The 19,545-nt window shown below is 73.3% G+C and carries 17 protein-coding genes; 4 read left to right on the top strand and 13 right to left on the bottom strand.

Annotated features, from left to right (window positions below):
• The 6 genes from F4562_RS29285 to F4562_RS35405 all read right to left on the bottom strand — a co-directional run bounded on the left by F4562_RS29285 (position 1) and on the right by F4562_RS35405 (position 7,593).
• Positions 1-1,896, bottom strand: coding sequence for an RNA ligase family protein (locus F4562_RS29285; protein ID WP_184547974.1), 1,896 nt, complete (start codon positions 1,894-1,896; stop codon positions 1-3).
• 140 nt (positions 1,897-2,036) lie between these two features.
• Positions 2,037-3,008: an STM4011 family radical SAM protein gene (locus tag F4562_RS29280; RefSeq protein WP_246473594.1), complete on the bottom strand. Its 972-nt coding sequence runs from the start codon at positions 3,006-3,008 to the stop codon at positions 2,037-2,039.
• Entirely contained in the window at positions 3,005-4,354 is a 1,350-nt protein-coding gene (locus F4562_RS29275; RefSeq protein ID WP_184548094.1) for an STM4012 family radical SAM protein, read from the bottom strand. The genes F4562_RS29280 and F4562_RS29275 overlap by 4 nt, the downstream gene beginning before the upstream one ends.
• 233 nt (positions 4,355-4,587) lie before the next feature.
• Positions 4,588-5,394 carry an STM4013/SEN3800 family hydrolase gene (locus tag F4562_RS29270; protein ID WP_184548096.1) on the bottom strand — a complete coding sequence of 269 codons (807 nt, stop codon included), beginning with the start codon at positions 5,392-5,394 and terminating at the stop codon, positions 4,588-4,590.
• Position 5,395: 1 nt separating this feature from the next.
• On the bottom strand, positions 5,396-6,640 hold the full coding sequence (locus F4562_RS29265; RefSeq protein ID WP_184547975.1) for an STM4014 family protein: 1,245 nt from the start codon (positions 6,638-6,640) through the stop codon (positions 5,396-5,398).
• Positions 6,637-7,593 (bottom strand): STM4015 family protein, encoded by a 957-nt coding sequence (locus tag F4562_RS35405; protein ID WP_184547976.1) that lies wholly within the window; start codon positions 7,591-7,593, stop codon positions 6,637-6,639. The genes F4562_RS29265 and F4562_RS35405 overlap by 4 nt, the downstream gene beginning before the upstream one ends.
• A 109-nt stretch (positions 7,594-7,702) precedes the next feature.
• Here F4562_RS35405 and F4562_RS29255 point away from each other — a divergent pair, with 109 nt between their 5' ends.
• Complete coding sequence (locus F4562_RS29255; protein ID WP_375782500.1) at positions 7,703-9,175, top strand: MFS transporter; 1,473 nt, start codon at positions 7,703-7,705, stop codon at positions 9,173-9,175.
• A gap of 77 nt (positions 9,176-9,252) precedes the next feature.
• Here F4562_RS29255 and F4562_RS29250 read toward each other — a convergent pair whose 3' ends face one another.
• The gene (locus F4562_RS29250; protein ID WP_184547978.1) at positions 9,253-10,482 is read right to left on the bottom strand and encodes a cytochrome P450; all 1,230 of its coding nucleotides are present in this window, start codon (positions 10,480-10,482) and stop codon (positions 9,253-9,255) included.
• Between the two features lie 95 nt (positions 10,483-10,577).
• Here F4562_RS29250 and F4562_RS29245 point away from each other — a divergent pair, with 95 nt between their 5' ends.
• Complete coding sequence (locus F4562_RS29245) at positions 10,578-12,005, top strand: FG-GAP and VCBS repeat-containing protein (RefSeq protein WP_184547980.1); 1,428 nt, start codon at positions 10,578-10,580, stop codon at positions 12,003-12,005.
• On the opposite strand, the gene F4562_RS29240 is transcribed toward F4562_RS29245, so the two are convergent.
• From F4562_RS29240 to F4562_RS29230, 3 genes are all read right to left on the bottom strand, one after another.
• The gene (locus F4562_RS29240) at positions 12,002-12,616 is read right to left on the bottom strand and encodes a hypothetical protein (protein ID WP_184547982.1); all 615 of its coding nucleotides are present in this window, start codon (positions 12,614-12,616) and stop codon (positions 12,002-12,004) included. The genes F4562_RS29245 and F4562_RS29240 overlap by 4 nt on opposite strands.
• Positions 12,617-12,658: 42 nt before the next feature.
• Positions 12,659-14,200: an alkaline phosphatase D family protein gene (locus F4562_RS29235; RefSeq protein ID WP_184547984.1), complete on the bottom strand. Its 1,542-nt coding sequence runs from the start codon at positions 14,198-14,200 to the stop codon at positions 12,659-12,661.
• A 251-nt stretch (positions 14,201-14,451) separates the two neighbouring features.
• On the bottom strand, positions 14,452-15,291 hold the full coding sequence (locus F4562_RS29230) for a hypothetical protein (RefSeq protein WP_184547986.1): 840 nt from the start codon (positions 15,289-15,291) through the stop codon (positions 14,452-14,454).
• Positions 15,292-15,539: 248 nt separating this feature from the next.
• Here F4562_RS29230 and arfB point away from each other — a divergent pair, with 248 nt between their 5' ends.
• Positions 15,540-15,962 carry an alternative ribosome rescue aminoacyl-tRNA hydrolase ArfB gene (arfB, locus tag F4562_RS29225; RefSeq protein WP_184547988.1) on the top strand — a complete coding sequence of 141 codons (423 nt, stop codon included), beginning with the start codon at positions 15,540-15,542 and terminating at the stop codon, positions 15,960-15,962.
• 283 nt (positions 15,963-16,245) lie between these two features.
• On the opposite strand, the gene F4562_RS29220 is transcribed toward arfB, so the two are convergent.
• From F4562_RS29220 to F4562_RS29210, 3 genes are all read right to left on the bottom strand, one after another.
• Positions 16,246-17,037, bottom strand: a complete 792-nt coding sequence (locus F4562_RS29220) for an HAD-IIA family hydrolase (RefSeq protein WP_184547990.1) — start codon at positions 17,035-17,037, stop codon at positions 16,246-16,248.
• A gap of 157 nt (positions 17,038-17,194) precedes the next feature.
• A complete protein-coding gene (locus tag F4562_RS29215) occupies positions 17,195-17,626 on the bottom strand; it encodes a nuclear transport factor 2 family protein (RefSeq protein WP_184547992.1) in 432 nt (143 codons plus the stop codon).
• A 24-nt stretch (positions 17,627-17,650) separates the two neighbouring features.
• On the bottom strand, positions 17,651-18,550 hold the full coding sequence (locus F4562_RS29210; RefSeq protein WP_184547995.1) for a TIGR03619 family F420-dependent LLM class oxidoreductase: 900 nt from the start codon (positions 18,548-18,550) through the stop codon (positions 17,651-17,653).
• Between the two features lie 55 nt (positions 18,551-18,605).
• On the opposite strand from F4562_RS29210, the gene F4562_RS29205 reads away from it, so the two are divergent.
• Positions 18,606-19,511, top strand: coding sequence for a phosphotransferase family protein (locus F4562_RS29205; RefSeq protein WP_184548098.1), 906 nt, complete (start codon positions 18,606-18,608; stop codon positions 19,509-19,511).
• The last annotated feature ends 34 nt before the right edge of the window (positions 19,512-19,545 follow it).

The raw sequence follows: 19,545 nt of genomic DNA, 5'->3' as shown, positions 1-19,545 counted from the left end.
TCACCCCTCCCCGCCGTCGAGGGCTCCGGCGACGTCGCGTACGTCCCCCTCCGGTCCGATGTACCACGTGCGGTGCGCCTCCCCGGGGTAGGGCGGGGAGAAACGGCGGAGCTGGGCGGAGAGCACCTCCGGCGGCACCCGGTCCGCGCGGCCGGCGTTGCGCCGGGTCAGCGTCTCCTCGGGGACCAGCATGACCGCGTGCGTCGTGAGCGCGTCGCGGCGGCGGGCCACGGCGTGCACCAGGGAACGCTGGGCCGCGTTCAGGGCGGTGGCGTCCCAGACGACGGTCCCGCCACCCGACAGGAGCGTGTCGAGGCGGTGCAGGCCCTCACGGAGGACCTCCGGGTTGGCCCGCTGGTCCGACCGGGACCCGCGGGCCTGGCGCAGGTCGTCGAGCGAGACGACGCCGGTGCTCGGGATGTTCCGGGCGAAGGTGCTCTTCCCACTGCCCGACGGCCCCACCATGACGACGAGCCGGGGGAATCCGCCGGATCTCCACCGCCAGGTCAGCGCCGACGCCTCCGCCGCCGTGGCGATGCGGCCCAGCGCGTACGCCTCGCGGGTCTCGGCCCAGCACCGGTCCGCCACGTCGGGGGCGTCCCCTCCGGAACCGTCCCCTCCGGAACCGTCCCCGCCGGGTGCCGGCCCGTCACCGGCCGCCCCGGAGCCCTGCCCGCCGAGTGCCAGGCGCAGGCCCGCGCGCAACGGCTCCAGCGGCGCCTCGCCGAGCAGCCCGGCCTCCTCCGCGTGCAGTTCGGACCAGTCGACCTGCTCGCGGGCGGCGACGGCGTCACCGTCGCCGCACCCGGCCAGGACCGCGGCGGCGACCGCGTGCAGGACCCCCAGGTCTGCCGCGGCTGCCAGCCGCACCAGGCCGCCCCGGCGCTCCTCGTCGGGGAAGGGCCGGTGCAGGATCGCGTGCAGCCCGGCCAGGTCGGCGACGCGCCGCGCCAGGGGCATGCCGAGGGGGGCCACCAGCCGGGGCGCCAGGCGGGCCCTGCCCACGTCGTGCAGCAGGGCCGCCAGTACGCCCGCCAGCCTGGCGTCCCCCGTCCTGCCCAGCAGGCCGAGCCGGGCGGAGACGTCGGCCACGGCCGCCTCGGCGCGCTCGGCATCGGCCCCGCCGGGCCCGGCGACGTCGAGCCCGGCTGTGACGTTCCCGGCGGCGAACGGTTCCGCCCCGCCGGGCTCACCGGGGTCGTCGGCCGTCATCCCCAGCGCCGCCAGCAGCGACGGAACGCCGGGAACCGCCCCCGAACGCACCTCCCACAGCGCGGCGGCCGGGCTCAGGCCGTTCTCGACGACGGGTGCGAACATCCAGTGCCCGTCCGTCGCCACATGCCCGGCGCGTACCCATTTGGCCACGCGGTACGCGAACTCCTCCCGGCGGAACCCCTCGACGGTCCGGACGACGTATCCCTCCTGCCGCGCCGTGTCCAGGCGCAGTGCCCGCAGCGCCCGTTCGTCGAAGACGCCACGCCACAGCACCCGCGGGACCGGCAGACCCAGTCCCCGCACGAAGCGGACGGTCGGATCCCAGTCGAGGCAGTGGTCGCCGTCCCAGACCGAGAAGGCGTAGAACCAGCTCTCCAGGTCCTCGTACCCGACCGAGTGCCGGGCGTACAGGTTCTCCCCGCACACCCGCCGGCCCGGCGGGATGAAACGGGCGATTCTGCCGTGCAGGGCCTTGACCCACGCGCGGGACGGATGGTGCGCCGAGTCGAGCGACCGGGCGTGCAGCCCGTCCGGATACAGGGTGGTGTTCTCCCCGTCGAGCTTCTCGGTGACGACGACCTCCCGGCCCACCAGTCCCGACAGGCCGCCGGCGCGCACGTCGTCCGAGGACGCTCCCGGCGACCAGGGCAGGTGGGGAGTGCGGGGGTAGTGCACTCGCATGGTCTGCTCCCGGTGACGACGTGATGCTCCGGTGAGGGTAGAAGGGAGAAGGGGGGTTGAGCCACCGAATAATCCCCGATACCGGCCGAGCGGACGAAGCAGGCCGAGCGAAGCGGACCGGACGGAACAGGCCGGCGTGGCTACCGGGAGAGCCGGGCCGGGATCCGCTCCAGGACGCCGCCGGCGAAGACGTCGTACAGGCCGGTCGGCTCCAGGTGCACATAGCCGATGTGACAGTCGCACACCGCCGCCGGGCACGGCGCGGCGCGGGGCCGGAAGGTGCCGTCGTACAGGTTACCGAGCGTCTCCGGGACGAAGTGGCAGCGCCGCACAGTGCCGTCGCCGTCGACGGAGACGACGCTCTCCCCGGTGCGGCAGGGCATACCGGCGCTGCGGTGCGGGAACCGGCTGTGGCGGAACAACGGGTCGATCGCCGTCCAGGCGGCCGCCTCCTCGTCGGTGTAGATCAGCCCCTCGGCGGCGTTCACCCACAGGTAGACCCCCTCCGGCAGGTCCGCCCGCAGGCGGCGGGCCGGCTCCAGGTGCTCGGGCAGGCCGACGACGCCGACGCTGAAACGCACCCCGCGCGCCGACAGGTCACGGCAGCGGTCGAGGAAGCGCCCGTAGGAGACCTGGCCGGGGTGATAGGTGGCCCACAGGGCGAGCGTGTCCAGGTCGGCGCCGTCCAGCCAGCCGGGGCGGCGGCTGAGGTTGGTCTGGATGGCGACGCGCCGCACGTGCGGGAGGCGGCTGAGCTCGACCATCGCCCGGCGGTACCAGGAGCGGACGAGCCCTTCGCCCCAGGGGGTGAACAGCACCGAGACGGGGTGATCCCGCCCGGTCACCCAGGCGGCGAACCGTTCCAGCGCCGCCCGGTCGCGCCGCAGCTTCTCCGGGTCGTCGCGGCGCTTGGCGAACGGGCAGTAGGGGCAGTCGTAGTCGCAGCTCGCCAGCGGCCCCCGGTAGAGGACCGTCAGGTGACCCGGCTCCCCCGGGCCGCGCGGTGTCGGGGCGGTCGAGACGCCGCGCGCAGCGGAAACGGTGAACCCGGGAGATACGCCGGGCGTACCGGGCACGTCAGGAGGGCCGGGAACGGCGGTCATCGTCCTCATCGCTCCTCGTAGGAGGCCATCAGCGTGCGGACCCGGCCGGAGAACAGGGCCGGGCCGACCGCGTCGGAGTGGGCGAGGCCCTCGGCGGTGAGCCGGAGCCATCCGGGGCGGGGGTCCCCGCCGCCGGGCGGCGGGGCGTCGCGTTCCAGCCAGCCCCGGTCGGCCAGGCGTTCCAGATCGTCCCCGAAATGCTCCTCCGGGCCGGCGCCGAAACGGTCGCGGTAGAGGACCGGGTCGAGTCCCCCTGCCTGGAGCAGCGACTGGATCAGGTGACGGCGGCGCCGCTCCTCCTCGTCCAGCCGGAAGCCCACGTTGGCGACGGCGAACTCCCCGGCGGCCAGGCGCACGTACTCGTCGACGATGGCGCGCACCCGGCCGGCGGCGACGGCGTACTCGTAGGAGTAGTGCAGCCCGGAGGTGTAGGAGCGGGCGCCGCAGCCGAGGCCGACCATGCCGTCGCTCTGGCAGGTGTACTCGGCCGGGGACTGTCTGCCGGGCAGCCGGAACATCCGCATGGAGACCTGCTCGTACCCGGCGGCCAGCAGGTGGTCGCGGCCCTGGCGGTAGAGGGTGAGCCGGTGGTCGTCCCAGTCGCGGGCACGCTTGGCGAGGCCGGTGAGCGGGCGGACGTACAGCGGGTAGAGGTAGAGCTCCTCGGGCTTCCAGACGAGCGCCGCGTCCAGCGAGTGCCGCCAGGTTTCCCCGGTCTGCCCGTCGATCCCGTAGATCAGGTCGATGTTGAGCGTGTCGAACCCGGCCGCCCGGATCCGGTCGAGCGCCGCCTCGACCTCCTGCCGCCGCTGCGGCCGGACCGCCGCACGGGCCTCGGCGTCGACGAAGCTCTGCACGCCGATCGAGATCCGGGTGGTGCCCCGCTCGGCCAGGACGGCGAGCCGATCGGCCGTCGCGGTCGCCGGGGAGGTCTCCACCGACATGGGGACGGCCCGTAGGTCGGTTCCCATGACACGCTCGGTGAGGTCGAACATCCGGGTGAGCTCGGCGGCGCTCAGGTAGGTGGGCGTGCCGCCGCCGACCGCCGCGGCGGCGAAGCGCGGGCCGTCCAGGGCGTCGCGCACGGCCGTGGCCTGGCGTTCCAGCGCGTCGAGGTAGGCGGCCACGAGTTCCTCGGGCGCGCCGGTCCGGGTGAACAGGTTGCAGAACCCGCAGCGCATCTCGCAGAACGGGATGTGCAGGTAGAGGAAGAGACTGTGCAGCGGCTCGTCCGCCCACACCTCGGCCAGCGGGGGACGCGGCTCCAGGGGACGGTAGGCCGTCTTGTGCGGGTACGCGTAGACGTATCCCTGGTACGGGCCCGTGTCCGCCTCCCCTTCCCGGGGCGGTCTCACGTCCGCCGCGGCGCCGCCCGCCACGACCGCCCGTCCCGGTCCTTCCACCGACCGCACCGTCACCGCCCGTCCCGGTGCCGCCCCTTCCACCGGTCGCACCGTCACCGCCCGTCCCGGTTCGAGCCCTTCCACTGCCCGTCCCGGTTCGAGCCCCTCCACCGGCCCTGACGCCACCGTCCGATCCGGTTCCCGCGCCGCCTGCGCCGCCTTCGCCTCCTGGCCCGGTCCCGGCGTCACCGCCACCGCCCCCGCTCGATCGTGAACTCCCCGTAGGGCACGGTCCAGACGACCTCGTGTCCGATCCGGTGCCCGACATATCCGTCTTCACCGTAGGCGGTGCCGTGATCGGAGCAGACGATCGCGTACCCCGGGCGTCGCTCGCTCACCAGCGCGAACAGCCTGCCGATGTGCCGGTCGACGTACTCCAGCGCGGCGGCGTGGCTGGCCCGGCTGTCACCGTCGTCGCGGGTGGCCCCCGGCAGGTGGAACCAGTTGGGCTGGTGCAGCGCCGAGACGTTGACGAACAGGAACACCGGGCCGTCCGCCCCCGCCACGGCCCGCTCGGCGCGGGCGATCTGCGCCTCGAACGACGTGGGCGAGGTGACCCCGAACTCCGGTTCCCAGTGACTCTCGGCGAACAGCCCCGGCAGGACGGACCCGAGCGGGGTGAGCCCGTTGAAGAACCCCACTCCCCCGACGCAGATCGTGCGGTAGCCCACGCGGGCCAGCCCGCCGGGCAGGTCGGCCGCGTCGAACACCCACGTGCCCGCGGCCGTGGTCTCGCTGCCGGGGAAGGCCGCGGCGAACGGCCGCGGATGCGGGCCGGGTGCGGCCGGGGTCGGTAGGAAACCGGCGAGGATCGCCGCGTGGGCGGCGTAGGTGAAGTTGCCGGGGCTGTGCCGGCGCTCCCACCGCCCACCGGGCAGCACCCGCGCCAGGGTGGGCAGCCGCCCCGCGGCCATGAGCTCCTCGGCCACGTCGTAGCGGAGCGTGTCGAGGGTCACCAGCAGCAGGTCGTGGCTGCCCACGACCTCGTTCATGTCACGCACCGGCCTCTCCTTCCGGTTTCCGGGCCGCCCGTCGCACCGGCCCTCCCCCGGGCGTTCCCCGGACGCCGGGCTCCGGCCGCGCGGGCCGGATCACCGGCCCCACCGCGTGCCGCCCGAGGTGCACACGCCCCACCGTGTGCCGGCCGAGGTGCACACGCCCCGCCGCGTACCCGCCGAGGATCGCGCGGACCTGGGCGTCGTAGGTGTCGAGCCCCTCCGCTCCGCCGCCCGGCAGACCCTCCAGCCGGGGCAGCAGGTCGCCGAAGGCGTTCACCTCCGCCACCGCGAGGCCCCGCCAGTCGGCCCCGATCATCAGGTCGACCCCGACCGCGAGACTGCGGGGGAAGCACGCCGCCGCCCCCGCGCACACCTCCAGCGCGCGTGCCCACCCCGCCGGGCCCAGCCCGGCCGTGACCGCGTCGAGGTCGCCCCGGACGCCGCCGAGGTGCAGGTTGGTCATCGGGGCACGGCCGGCGCGGACGACCGCGTGGGTGGGCGTGCCGTCCACGACGACCACCCGCAGGTCGATCACCCGCCCGCCGATGCTCGCCTTGGGGAACCAGCGCTCGACGTGGAGCCCGTCGGCGGCCAGCCGGTCGACGATGACCGCCAGGTCGCGCTCGTCCTCGTAGGACCTGACCCGCAGCGAGTTGTACAGCTCCCCGCCGGACAGGTCGGCCGAGGTCACCGCTTTGACCCGGTGGCCGGAGGCGTGCAGGGCGACGACCCCGGACGCCGACGAGCCGTGGGCCGGTTTGACGAACACCCGGCCCCAGCGTGCCTCGCCCATCCGCCGTCGCAGCTCGGCGTAGTCGCGGACCGGCCCGGGGAGCGCGGGCGGGACCGGCACCCCCGCCGCCGCGAGCCTGGCGTGACAGAGCCGCTTGTCGAACATCACCGCGATCTCATCGGGGTCGGCGAGCAGCACCGCGCCGGGCGTGCGGCCGGCCGCCTCCCGCACGCGCGCCATCCCCGCGGTGAACGCCGCGTGCCAGCGGGCCCCACCGCCGACCCGGGACGGCTCGCCGGGCCCGCGCAGCAGTTCGTCGGCTCCGGGGTCCTCCCCGGGTGAGTCGATCCGCACGAGCGCGCCGGGCTCCAGCCGGATCTCCTCGCCGCGCAGCACGCGGACCCACGGCACGACCGCCGGCGCGGCCAGGCCGTGCCGGGTGCACGCCGCGGCGAACAGGTCCACCCGCCGGTCACCGGGGGTCCCGACGACGGCGAGGGCGGTCACTCGGAGACCGCGACGTAACGCCGGGTGCCGTCGGGCCGCTCCCGGCCGGAGAGGTCGAGCTCGACGCCGGTGCCCGCGAACGCCTCCCGCAGGCGCCGCTGCATGGCGTCGGACAGGAAGTGGTGGTGCAGGTCGAGGCGCTTGAGGTGGGCCAGCGACCGGCCGGACAGCAGCGCCTCGGCGCCGGTGTCGGTCAGCGTGCCCATGGACAGGGCGAGCGACTCCAGCCGGTCCACGACCGGCGCCGCCGCCACCGCCGCGGCCACCTGGTCCTGGATCTCGCTGTCCTGCAGCCCCAGGTGCCTGAGCGCGGGCAGCCGGGCGCCGGACAGGACGGCCTCCATGTCGGTCACGGCGACGTCGCCGCCGTACTCGCTCACGCCGAGCCAGAGTTCCAGGTATTCGAGCGCGGGCAGCTCGCTGTCGCCGACCGCCCTGACCACCTCGGCGGGCAGCCCGCCCGACTCCAGCCGCAGCATCCGCAGGCGGTCGTGGCCGACCGGCCGGAGCGCCAGCCCGGAGCCGCCGCGCACCTCCAGCCGTTCCAGCAGCGGGAACGCCTCCAGCAGGGGCGTGACGTCGCTCTGCTGGATCCAGGAGATCTCGCACTCCTCGGCGGGCATCGCGCCGAGGAAGAGCGAACGCAGCGCGGGGAAGCGCGGCGCGTTCTCCACCAGGAGCCGGACGGGCACCGACGAGTCGTTCTCGTAGGCGTCCTCCCAGCCGCCGACGATGAGCGCCCTGACCTCGGTGGTGTCGACGGTCTCGGCGAAACGCGCGAAGTGCTCCTCGAACGTCTCCTCGGCGTCGTAGGTCTCGACCGAGACGCGCCAGGCCGCCTCGCCCGCGGCGGGCATGGGGGCACCCGGCGGGCGAAGGCCGACGATCGGCAGGCCGGCGTAGTCTCCGCGGTGGAGACCGTCGACGTCGTCGTTGAACTCGGAGTGGTCCATCGGGGCTCCCGTCGGGGTTAACGTGACAGGACCCGTCCTACCAGAGACCGCCGACGCTTCCCGAATCGGCGTGGGCCCGACGGGCGAGAGGTCGGTGATGATGAGCGGCGTGGACAGCGCCCCGGAGAACGGTCACATCCGTCTCGGCTCCCCGGCGGGCCGGCGGGTGCTGCTCGCCACCGTGCTCGGGTCGGGCATCGCCCTGCTGGACGGCACCGTCGTCAACGTGGCCCTGCCCGCGCTCGGCGCCGACCTGGACGCCGACATGGCCGGCCTGCAGTGGACCGTCAACGCCTACACCCTCACGCTGGCGGGCCTGATCCTGCTGGGCGGTTCACTGGGCGACCGGTACGGCAGGCGCGGGGTCTTCCTGGCCGGCGTGATCTGGTTCGCGGTCGCCTCGGCCCTGTGCGGGCTGGCACCCAGCGTGGAGACGCTCGTGGCGGCCCGCGCGCTCCAGGGGATCGGCGGCGCGCTGCTCACCCCGGGCTCCCTCGCCATCATCCAGGCGTCCTTCGACCGCGACGACCGGCCCAGGGCGATCGGGGCCTGGTCGGGGCTGGGCGGGGTGGCCGCGGCCGTCGGCCCGCTGCTCGGCGGGTGGCTGGTGGAGACGGCCGGCTGGCGCTGGGTGTTCCTGATCAATCTGCCGGTGGCCGCGCTGGTGGTCGCGGTGACCGTGCGGCACGTCCCGGAGAGCCGCAACCCCGAGGCCACCGGCCGGTTCGACGTGCTCGGCACGGCGCTGGCCGCGCTGGCGCTGGCCGGGATCACCTACGGCCTGGTCGACCTGCGGCCGGTCCCGCTGGCGGCCGGCGCGCTGCTGGGCGCCGCGTTCGTCCGGCTGGAGATCAGACGCTCCCCCGCCGCGCTCGTCCCGGTCGAGGTCTTCGCCTCCCGGGTGTTCACCGCGGTCAACGCCGTCACGTTCGTCATGTACGCGGCGATGGGCGTGGTGTTCTTCCTGCTGGTCGTCCAGCTCCAGGTCTCGGCGGGGTTCCTCCCGCTCGCGGCGGGCTCGGCGATCATCCCGGTCACGGTCCTGATGCTGCTGCTGTCGTCGCGCGCGGGTGAGGTGGCCAGGCGGATCGGGCCGCGGGCGCCGATGACCGCGGGCATCCTGATGTGCGCCGCGGCGCTGCTGCTGATGGCGCGGATCGGCCCCGGATCGTCGTACGTGGTCGACGTGCTGCTCCCGGTGAGCCTGTTCGGCCTCGGTCTGTCGGCGGCGGTCGCGCCGCTCACCGCGACCGTCCTGGCCACCGCGGACGATCGGCACGCGGGGGTGGCCAGCGGCGTCAACAACGCCGTCGCCCGGACCGGCGGGCTGCTCGCGGTGGCTGCGATCCCCCCGCTGGCGGGCCTGACCGGTGACGCCTTCACCTCCCCCGCGACGTTCACCGCGGGGTTCCGTACGACGATGCTGATCGGCGCGGCGATGATGGGCGTCTCCGCACTGATCGCCTTCGCGGCCATCCGGGAGAACGTCCTGGTCCGGCCGGAGCCGACCGGTCCGGCCGGAGCCGACGACGAACCGTCCGGTGACGACGCTCCGACCGGACCGGGCCGGACACGTGGGTGACCGGCCCGGACGGGTGAGCGGGCGGGCGGACCGGTCATCCGCCCACCCGAGCCGTGTCCGGCGGGCGGACGCCGGGATCAGAAGGCGAACGCCTGGCTGCGGACGCTGTTGTCGAAGTTGGAGAGCAGCAGCTCGGGCTCGCCGACCGAGCAGATCTCCGGCAGCCGGGTGAACAGCTCCCGGAACATGGTCCTGATCTCCTGGCGGGCGAGGTTGGCACCCAGGCAGAAGTGGGGCCCGGGACCGCCGAAACCGACGTGCGGCTTGGTGTCGCGGGTGATGTCGAACCGGTCGGGATCGGGGAAGACGTCCTCGTCGCGGTTGGCCGAGCCGTAGAAGAGCACCACCTTGTCCCCGGCCTTCAGGTGCAGGCCGCGCAGGTCGTAGTCCTGGGTGACGGTCCGGCGGAACTGGATGATCGGCGAGACGTGGCGGACGATCTCCTCGATCGCGCCGCCGATGTGCGCGTCGAAGTCCTCGACCAGCAGGCGCCGCTGCTCCGGGTTGTCGGTGAGCAGCTTGATGCCGTGCGCCATGGTGTTGCGGGCCGTCTCGTTGCCCGCCACGAGCAGGAGTGTGAAGAACGAGCCCAGTTCCCGGTCGGTCAGCCTCTCACCGTCGACGTTGGCGGTGACCAGCGCGGAGACGAGGTCGCCGCCGGGGTTCGCGGCACGCTCCCTGCCGAGGTTGATCACCAGGCGTTGCAGGGCGAGCAGCGCGAGCGTGTTCTGCCCGGCCATTCTGACCGTGTGCGCCAGGCTGGGCCGGACGCCGGAGTAGGCGGTGGAGATGTCGACGTGCCGGTGAACCCGTTCCCTGATCTCGCCGGGGATGTTCATCATGTCGCAGATGACGTTGATGGGCAGTCGGGCGGCCACCTGGCGGACGAAGTCGCGCGGTCCGGAGGCCACCACGTCGTCGACGATCCGCGTGCACGCGGCCTCGATGTCGCCCTGCAGGTTGCTCAGCATCTTCGGGCTGAACGCGCGGGAGACGATGCGGCGCAGACGGGCGTGCCGGGGGTCGTCCATGTTGACCATGGACTCGCCGAACACGTGCTTGACCCAGCCCGGCGGCTCGGGGCTGGTCACCGCGGGTTCACTGGAGAACACCTTGGCGTTCCGGCTGGCCTCGACCACATCCGCGTGGCGGACGAGCGCGTAGAATCCTCCGCCTGAGCGGAGCAGCGGGATCCGTTTCTCCTGGAAGAACACCGGCCGGTCCAGCTCGCGCAGCCGCGCGAACGCCTCATGCCGCTCCTTGAGCGGCCGCCGCCAGAAATCCAGATCCGCCAGATCGATTTCCATGCCCCCAATCCTGGCATGTTCTTTACCCGCACCGGCCACGTGGATTTCATGTTCCGGTGGGCCGCGTGTCCGAATGCCCGGAAACCATCGTCGGTATGAGAGCAGCGTTTCTCGCCCCCGCCGTTCTGGCCTCCCTGCTCGTCCCGGCCTCGCCCGCCTCGGCGGTCCCGGTGACCGCGGACCCCGCGGCACGTGCCTGCTCCGGCCGCGCCGCCGACTTCGACGGCGACGGACGGGCCGACCTCGTGGTCGCCGCCCCGTACGCCGAGGTGGGCGGGCACGCCCGCGCGGGTTCCGTCACCGTGCTGTACGGCATGCGCGCCGAGAGGCGGCTGACCCAGGACGGCCCCGGTGTGCCCGGGGAGGCCGAGACCGCGGACTCCTTCGGCTCCGCCCTGGCGACCGGCGACTTCGACGGCGACGGCTGCGCGGACCTGGCCGTGGGCGTCTCCGAGGAGGACCGCGCCAGGGTCGGCGCCGACGGGGACGGGGCCGTGCAACTGTTCCACGGCTCTTCCGGCGGCCTACGTCCCGGCAGGACGATCGACATCGGGGATCTGGGCGGCAAGCGGGGATCGGCCCGGTTCGGCGCGGCCCTGGCCGCCGGGGACCTGGACGGGGACGGCGACGACGAGCTGGTGATCGGCGCTCCCGGGCTGCGCGGCGGCGCGGTCGGCGTGTACGGGTTCAAGGGCCGCCGCCCGTACCTGGTCACGCAGGAGACCGGGTGGATCGGCCAGAACGAGCGGACCACCGACCAGTTCGGCGCGGTGCTCGCCACCGGCGACTTCGACGGCGACGGCCGTGACGAGATCGCCGCGGGCGCCCCCGCGGACACGATCCTGAAGAACGGTCAGGGTTCGGTCACCGTGCTCGACGTCCGCCGCAGGAAGGCCGTCCTGCTCACCCAGGACAGCCCGTGGATCACCGGCCTCGCCGAGGCGTGGGACTCCTTCGGCGCGGCCCTGGCGACCGGCGACTTCGACGCCGACGGCCGCGACGACCTGGCGATCGGGGTGCCGGGGGAGGGCCTGACCGACAACCAGCGGGCGATGGAGTACGGCGACGGCACCGTCAACGTCGTGTACGGCTCCCGTGGCGGGCTGCGGACGGCGCGCTCGGAGGCGTGGTCGCAGCGGGCCCTCAAGGGCACCCCGCGTTACTTCGACCGGTTCGGCGCCGCCCTGGCCGCCGGGGACCTCAACGGCGACGGGGACGACGAACTGGTGATCGGGGTGCCGGGTGAGAACGCCGTGCAGGTGCTCGCCGGGACCCGGTCCGGCGGCCTGACGAAGAACCACAATCTGTTGTTCACCGGCAAGGGGGGACACTTCGGCGGCGCGCTCGCGGTCGCCGGCCGCGGGCTGGTCGTCGCCGCCCCCGGCGACGGCAGGCTCACCCTGCTGCGGACGTCCGCCAGGCAGGGCTCCTACCCGGGCGTCCGCCCGTCGACGGCCAAGACCCTGGCCACCGTCGACGGCGCCTCCCTGTTCGGCTACGCCATGGCGGGACCGGCCTCCTAACGGATCCGTATGCCGGCCTTGATGGTGCGGCGGATCTTCTTGGTGAGCTTGCGGAGATCGGCCTTCGCGTCCTCGGTGACCAGAGCCCCGAACCGGACCGTGGCCGTGCCGCGGCGGGTTCCGGCCCAGGCGCGGATCCGCACGGTCGTCGAGTCGCCCCTGTCGAGGGAGGTGATCCAGCACGACAGGTCGAGGCGCTTGACCCCGCACTTCACGCTGCGCGGCTTGGAGATCACCTTGATCCTGCGGAAGCGTCCGGGGAAGTCGCCGACGAGCGCCACGTAGTGCTGGCCGCGGGCCTTGCGGTTGCGGACCTTGACCGTGAAGACGAGCGACTGGCCGCGCCGGACGTGCTTGGGGAAGGAGATCTCGTAACGGAAGTCGGCGGCGGCGGGCCCGGCCGCGGCCGGCGACACGGCCTCGGCGGAGAGCACGGCCTCCGCCGAGGACACGGCCGCCACCGAAGGCACAGCCTCCGCTGAGGACGCGACGTCGGCGGGGGAGGCCGCGGCGGAGACCGTGACGGCCGCGGCGGGGTTCTGGACGAGGAGGGAGCCGCCCAGCGCGGCGGCGACGGCCGCGGCGGTGAGCCTCGTAGCGATGGACCTCATAGGCGGCATCATCCATCAAATACCGCGAAATTCCGCTGCGGTTCAGGTCAGGGCAGACTCCCCCGCGGGGATGGTGAACGTGGCGCCCGTCTTCGCCGGGGCTCCGCGGCGGCTGATGTAGTCCAGCGTGCGGAAGTCGGCCCGCAGTTCCTCCGCCTCCAGGCGGCAGACCAGGTAGCCGCGGCGCTGGTCCAGGTAGGAGATGTGCGGGTTCTCCGCGATCGTCTCGGCGACGCGCGCCTCGTCCCGGTAGCCGTCACCGTCGCTGGCGATCGACGAGGTGACCAGTTCCACCGCTACCCGGGGGGAGTCGGGGTCGTCGAAGTCGAGCTTGAGGTCTGCGGCGTGGTGCATGTGCGCGTCACCGGTCAGCACCACCGGGTTGGCCGCGCCGGAGTCGCGGAACCCGGTCAGCAGCCGGGTGCGCTCGGCGGCGTAACCGTCCCAGGAGTCCATGTTGACCTCGGTGCCCGGACCGGCCTTGACGTCGCGCTGGGCCATCAGGATCTGCTGGCCCACCAGGTTCCAGCGGGTGCCGGACTCGGCGAGGCCGTCCAGCAGCCAGCGCCGCTGGTCCTCCCCCAGCAAGGTACGCCCGGTGTCGAGCCGGTCGTCGCAGCCCGCCCTGATCCCGTCCTCGCACGCCTGGTCGTCGCGGAACTGCCGGGTGTCGAGCAGGTGGAAGCGGGCCAGCGGCCCCCAGTCCACCCGCCGGTGGACCCGCATCGACGTCCCCCCGGGCACGCTGGAGCGGCGCAGCGGCATGTTCTCGTAGTAGGCCTGGAAGGCGTTGGCCCTGCGCCGGGCGAAGGACGGCGCGCCGGTGCTGGAGACGTCGGCGGCCCAGTTGTTCTCGATCTCGTGGTCGTCGAAGGCGACCAGCCATGGCGCGACCGCGTGCGCCGCCTGCAGGTCCGGGTCGCTCTTGTACTGCGCGTGCCGGATCCGGTAGTCGGCCAGCGTGGCGCACTTGCCCGAGGTGTGCCGGCGGACGCTGCCGCCCAGCGCGGTGTACCCCTTGGGTGCGTACTCGTAGATGTAGTCGCCCAGGTGCACGACCAGATCGGGGTCCTGCTCGGCCAGTCGGCGGTACGCCGTGTAGAAACCGTGCTCGTAGTGGGCACAGGCGGCGACGGCGAAGGTCAGCGGCGACAGTGCGGCCGGGGCGGTGCGGGTGCGGCCGACCGGTGACAGGTGGCCTTCGGCCCGGAAACGGTAGAAGTACTCCCGGCCGGGCTCCAGCCCCTCCAGCTCGACGTGGACGCTGTGCGCCCGCTTCCAGCGCGCGGTCTCGGTGCCCCTGCGGACCACCTTGGCGAACCGCTCGTCGGTGGCGAGCTGCCACTGCACGTCCACGTCCCGGACCGGCATCCCGCCCCGGCCGTTCGTCCCGAGCGGGTCGAGGGCGAGGCGGGTCCACAGCACGACCCCGTCCCCGGACGGGTCACCGGAGGCGACGCCCAGGGTGAACGGGTCAGTGGCGAGGGTCCGGCTCGGGCCGAGCCCGGCCCCGGTCAGCAACAGGCCGCCCGCACTGGCTGCGGCGGCGGAAAGGAACACTCTGCGTGACGGCGTCTGCTCCACACCGCCAGTGCAGCCGCCCGAGCTTTCCCCGCTGTGGCCCGTGCGTCAAGGCAGGGTGAACAGCCGCTGCACAGGCGGGCGCGTTACCCACCGTGATCGAACCCCGCCCGGCCGGCGGGCGAAGGACGCGCGAAGGGGCCGTGAAGGGACCGCGAAGGACCCGGGGACCGCGCAACCGTCAGTCCGGGGGATGCTCCTATGGTCAGTCAGGCCAAGAGCCGAGCTCTACCGGGAGGCGTTCACCTACATCCTCACTGTCGGTCCAGGTACGGCGTGAGGTGGGGGATGAGCGCCTCGCAGCCCAGATACTTCTCGGCCGTGTGGAAGTCGATCCAGTCGAGGTCGACGAGGACCTCCTGGTCGACGCCGGTGAAGCAGCCGCGCAGGTTCGGCGGGATGGCCGCGATGTCGTCCTTGTCGGCGATGTTGACCCAGCGCCGCACTCCCGGGGGCCGCCCGCCCCTGCCGCCGACCGGGGCCGGCACCAGACGTTCGAAGATCACATCACGCATGCCGAGCGGGCTGCCGAGCGTGACCAGCAGCTCCACCTCCAGGTCCGGATGGGCCCACAGCGTCTCGTACGTCACCACGCTGCCCAGCGAGTGGGCGATCACCACCTTCGGCCGGTTGCGCCGGATCACCTCGGCCACCGCGGACCGGCACCCCGCGCGCGTCTCACCCCCGGCCGCCATGTAAGCGGCGACCTCCGGGCAGAAGAACCCGGCGAAGTCGGCGGCGCCCGCGTCCAGACGGTCGAGGAGCCAGCCGGTCACCCGGTGCAGGGCCCCGGTCAGCCCCTCCCCCACCGCGTCGAGCTGGGCGGCCCAGGCGGCGAACACCTCCTGGGTTCCGGCGTCCATGGCCTGCACGGCGCGCGGCGAGTCGTCCTTGCGCTCGCCGAGCAGGTGGGCGTAGTAGGCGACCTCGGCGATGTAACGCTCCCCGGCGTGCGGCCTGCCGCCTCCCAGGCCCCGGTGCAGGTAGCGGTCCCACTTGCCGCGCATCGCGGCGGCGGCGCCGGTGACGGAGTTGCCGGCGCCGCGGTAGTAGCGGTACTTCCCGATCCCGTGCACGCCGACGATCACACTCATGCTCCCCGCCTCCCGATTGCCGGATCCGCCCGGTCCGCGGGCACCCTCGGCCCGCCCCCGAGCCACTGTGGCGGACGGATCCCGGCGTCACAAGAGCGCGGTGGAACCGGCCGGAGCATCTGCGGTACAGAACTCATCAACACTCATGAAACGGGCATAAATTCATTTGATCGGCACCCGTGACCCCCGGCTAACCTGAGACCACACCCCGCCACCAGCACTCCTCCCACCCGAAGGACGTCACCGCCATGCCCGGCCCGCTCCACATCAGCGGCTCGATCTCCATCCCCGAGACCGAGCTCGGCTGGCGCTTCTCCCGCTCCTCGGGCCCCGGCGGGCAGGGGGTCAACACCACCGACAGCCGGGTGGAGCTGAGCTTCGACCTGGCCGCCAGTGAGGCACTGGGCCCGGCTCTCAAGGCCCGCGCGCTGGAGCGCCTCGGCCCGCGCCTGGTGAACGGGGTGATCACCATCGCCGCCTCGGAGTTCCGCTCCCAGCTGCGCAACCGCGAGGCCGCCGGGATGCGCCTGGCCCAGCTCCTGCGGGAGGCCATCGCCCCGCCGCCCAAGAGGCGCCGCCCGACCAAGCCCGGCAGAGGCGCCGTCGAGCGGCGCATCGCCGCCAAAAAACACCGCTCCGAGCTCAAGCGCCTACGCGGGACCCACGACTAGGTTCCCCCGCCGGGAGGGCACCGGCCCCTCGGAGCCCACGTCCGCAACGGCGATCAGGCGCGGCGATCCTCTGCCGGACTCCGAGCTTGCGGGCGTACGTCCGCTCGGCCACCACTCGGTGGCGTGGCGTGTAGGCCGCCAGGTTCTCCAGCGCCTCCTGCGACCTGCCGATCCGGCACCATCCCGGCCACTCGGTGGAGCAGGCGAAGACCTTCTTCGGGCCGACCTAGGGATGAACGCGTGTCATACCCGGCAGCACGGCAGCCCCACCTGCCAGGTTCCGTCAGGTATCGGCGTCGATCAGCGGGATGAGGTCGGCGATCGAGTCGACCACCTGCGAGGGACGGAACGGGTAGCGGTCGACCTGGCCCTCGCTCACCACCCCGCTCAGCACCAGGATCGTGTGCAGCCCCGCCTCCATTCCGGAGACGATGTCGGTGTCCATCCGGTCGCCGATCATGGCGGTGCTCTCGCTGTGCCCGTCGATGGCGCGCAGCGCGCTGCGCATCATCATCGGGTTGGGCTTGCCCACGAAGTAGGGCTCCACCCCGGTCGCCTTGGTGATCATCGCCGCGACCGCGCCGCACGCGGGCAGTGAGCCCTCATTCGACGGCCCGACCGGGTCGGGGTTGGTCGCGATGAACCGGGCGCCGCCCTCGATCAGCCGGATGGCCCGGGTGATCTGCGTGAAGCTGTAGGTGCGGGTCTCCCCGAGGACCACGTAGTCGGGGTCGATGTCGGTCAGGACGTAGCCCACCTCGTGCAGCGCGGTGGTCAGCCCCGCCTCGCCGATCGCGTACGCCGAGCCGCCGGGACGCTGGCCGTCGAGGAACCTGGCCGTGGCCAGCGCCGAGGTCCAGATCGACTCCGGCGGGATCTCCAGGCCGGCCGCGCGCAGCCGGACGGCCAGGTCACGCGGGGTGTAGATCGAGTTGTTGGTGAGCACCAGGAACCGTTTTCCGGACTCGCGCAGCCGGCGGATGAACTCGTCGGCACCGGGGACCGGGTGTCCTTCGTGGACGAGCACGCCGTCCATGTCCGACAGCCAGCACTCGATCGGCTTGCGCACGTTCACCGTTCCCCCGTCACGGAGCCCACTAGGTACGGGACAAGGATGGCAGGTACCAGTCGTACACTGCGTCACCAGCCCCGCACCTTACCGGATTATCGACCGAAAGCCCCATAGGCCCCAAGTCGCATTAATCGGCAACAGGACGCCCGACACCACTCGGTCACTGCACGGTCCGCCAAGCCTGCTCCGCGACCATCCCCCTGCTTCGCCAGCCGTACATGGTGCGGACCAGCCGGTGGTGGTACCACCCGCCGCCCCGGACGAGCCCGGCGACGTCGGCGGCGACCATGTCCCTCGACGGCGAGAGCGTGTCGGCGAACGGGGCCGTGACCGCCGCCTCGTCCCCGTCGAACCTGACGCTCACCGCCCCGATCAGGTGCTGGCGTCCCGGCCAGGCCGACAGCGTCTCGGCCAGCCATCGCCGGGCCTCGTCCCGGCCGCCCCGGATGCCGCCGGCCGAGGTGTAGTCGATCACCGCGTCGGGGGTGAAGACGAGGTCGAGCCGCTCCCAGTCTCCGGTGTCCACCGCGTAGGCGTACCGGGCGAGTAACTCGCCGATCTCCAGGCGGTCCGCCATCTCCCGTTCTCTCATGCACCTATCGAACCAAACGCTTGGTCATGGCGCGAGGGCCTCCAGGGCCGCCTCCGCCCGGCGCATCGACTCCCCGGGATCGGCGTCGGGCGAGCCGATCTCCGGATCGAAGTTGAGGTCGTGGAAGACGTCGGTGACGCCCCTGGCCGCGAGCGCGTCCACGTCCCGCCGGATCTCCTCGAACGAGCCGGTCAGCGGGGACCGGTCGGCCGCTCCCGAGGGGCGGATCCGGGTCACCCCCCGGGTGACGAAGCGCAGGGCCTCCGGGTCACGGCCCGCTTCCCGGGCCGCTTCCTTTACGATGTAGATTTTTTCATCGATGCGGTCGAGGTCCTCACGACTGGAGCTGATCCAGCCGTCCGCGAGCCGGCCCGCCCGCCGCAACGCGACCGCCGCCGACCCGCCCAGCAGGACCGGCGGCGGGGAGGCCGGTTTGGGATCCTGGTGCACCGGCGGCAACTGGTAGAACTCGCCCCGGTGCTCCACGGTCTCCTCCGACCACAGGCGCCGCAGCAGGTGGATGAACTCCTCCGCCCGCCGCCCGCGCCGTTCCTGCGACACCCCCGAGGCGGCGAACTCCTCCGGCAGCCAGCCGAGCCCGAGGCCGGCGTCCAACCGCCCGCCGGAGACCGCCTGCAGGCTCGCCAGCTGCTTGGCCAGCAGCGCCGGCGAGACGAACGGCATGTTGAGCACCGCCACCCCCAGCCGGATCCGGCCGGTCACCCCCGCCAGGTAGGACAGCGTGACCACCGGATCGTGCACGCTGCGGTAGACCGGGCCCATCTCGTGCCCGCGGGGATAGAGCAGGCGCTGGAAGGTCCACAGCTCGTGGTACCCGAGCTCCTCGGCCCGGCGGGCGACCCGCACCATGTTGGCCGGCGTCGCCCACGACCCCGACACCGGAACCGCGAATCCGATCCTCATGCCCGCACCCTACGCGGCCCGCCGGCGCGCCGTGGATCAGTGGTTCACTTACCCGGTGGACAGCGACGACCTGATCGACGAGCTGCACCGGATCGGACTCCGGTACGGCGGCGCCCCCGGCACCGTACTGCCGACCAGACCAGACGTGATCATCCTGCGGGCCGGCCCTGTGGTGGTCAAGGCGCACAACCCCGGAGCCGAGCCGGAGGCACTGGCCGAGCGGATGCGGGCCGCCGCCCACCCGGCGCTGCGCGGGATCCTGCTGCGTCCGGTGACCGAGGAGGTCTTCCCTGTCGGAGACCGGCTGGTCACCGTCTGGCCGGCCGGGACCCCGGTCGACCACGGCGACCCGGACGCGGCCCCCTGGGAGGACGCCGCCCGGCTGCTGGCCCGGTTGCACGCCGTACCGGCCGGCGACCTCCCCCCGCTGCGGGCGGCGGGCGGCCCGGCGCGGGTGGCCTCGACCGTCGCCCGGCTGGACGGCGGCTCCGCCGCCGAGCTGGTCGTGCGCAGGGCCTTCACCACCCTGCCCGAACCGGGAACCGTTGCCGGCGACGGGCCCGGCACCCTCACCCACGGCGACTGGCACATGGGCCAGCTGGTCCGCGCACCCGGGGAGTGGATCCTCATCGACATCGACGACCTGGGTCTCGGCGATCCGGCGTGGGACCTGGCCAGGCCGGCGGCCTGGTTCGCGGCCGGCCTGCTCGACCCGGCGGTCTGGCACCGTTTCCTGGACGCCTACCGCTCCGCCGGCGGGACCGCCGTCCCGCCGGCCGGCGACCCGTGGGAGCGGCTCGAGATCCCGGCGCAGGCGATGACCGTGCAGCTCACCGCGGCGGCGGTCGCCACGGCGGAGCGGGAGGGACGCCCGCTGGACGAGGTCGAGCAGATCCTGGTGGACGCCTGCCTGAGGATTGTTCAGTTCCGGGACGCCCGTCATAGGGTGCCCACGCAGTAAGTTGTGGTTACGTCGGTAACCACCGAGCAAGGAG

The organism is Streptosporangium becharense (genome assembly GCF_014204985.1).
Classification (GTDB): Bacteria; Actinomycetota; Actinomycetes; order Streptosporangiales; family Streptosporangiaceae; genus Streptosporangium; species Streptosporangium becharense.
This window is presented reverse-complemented; position numbering and strand designations above follow the sequence as displayed.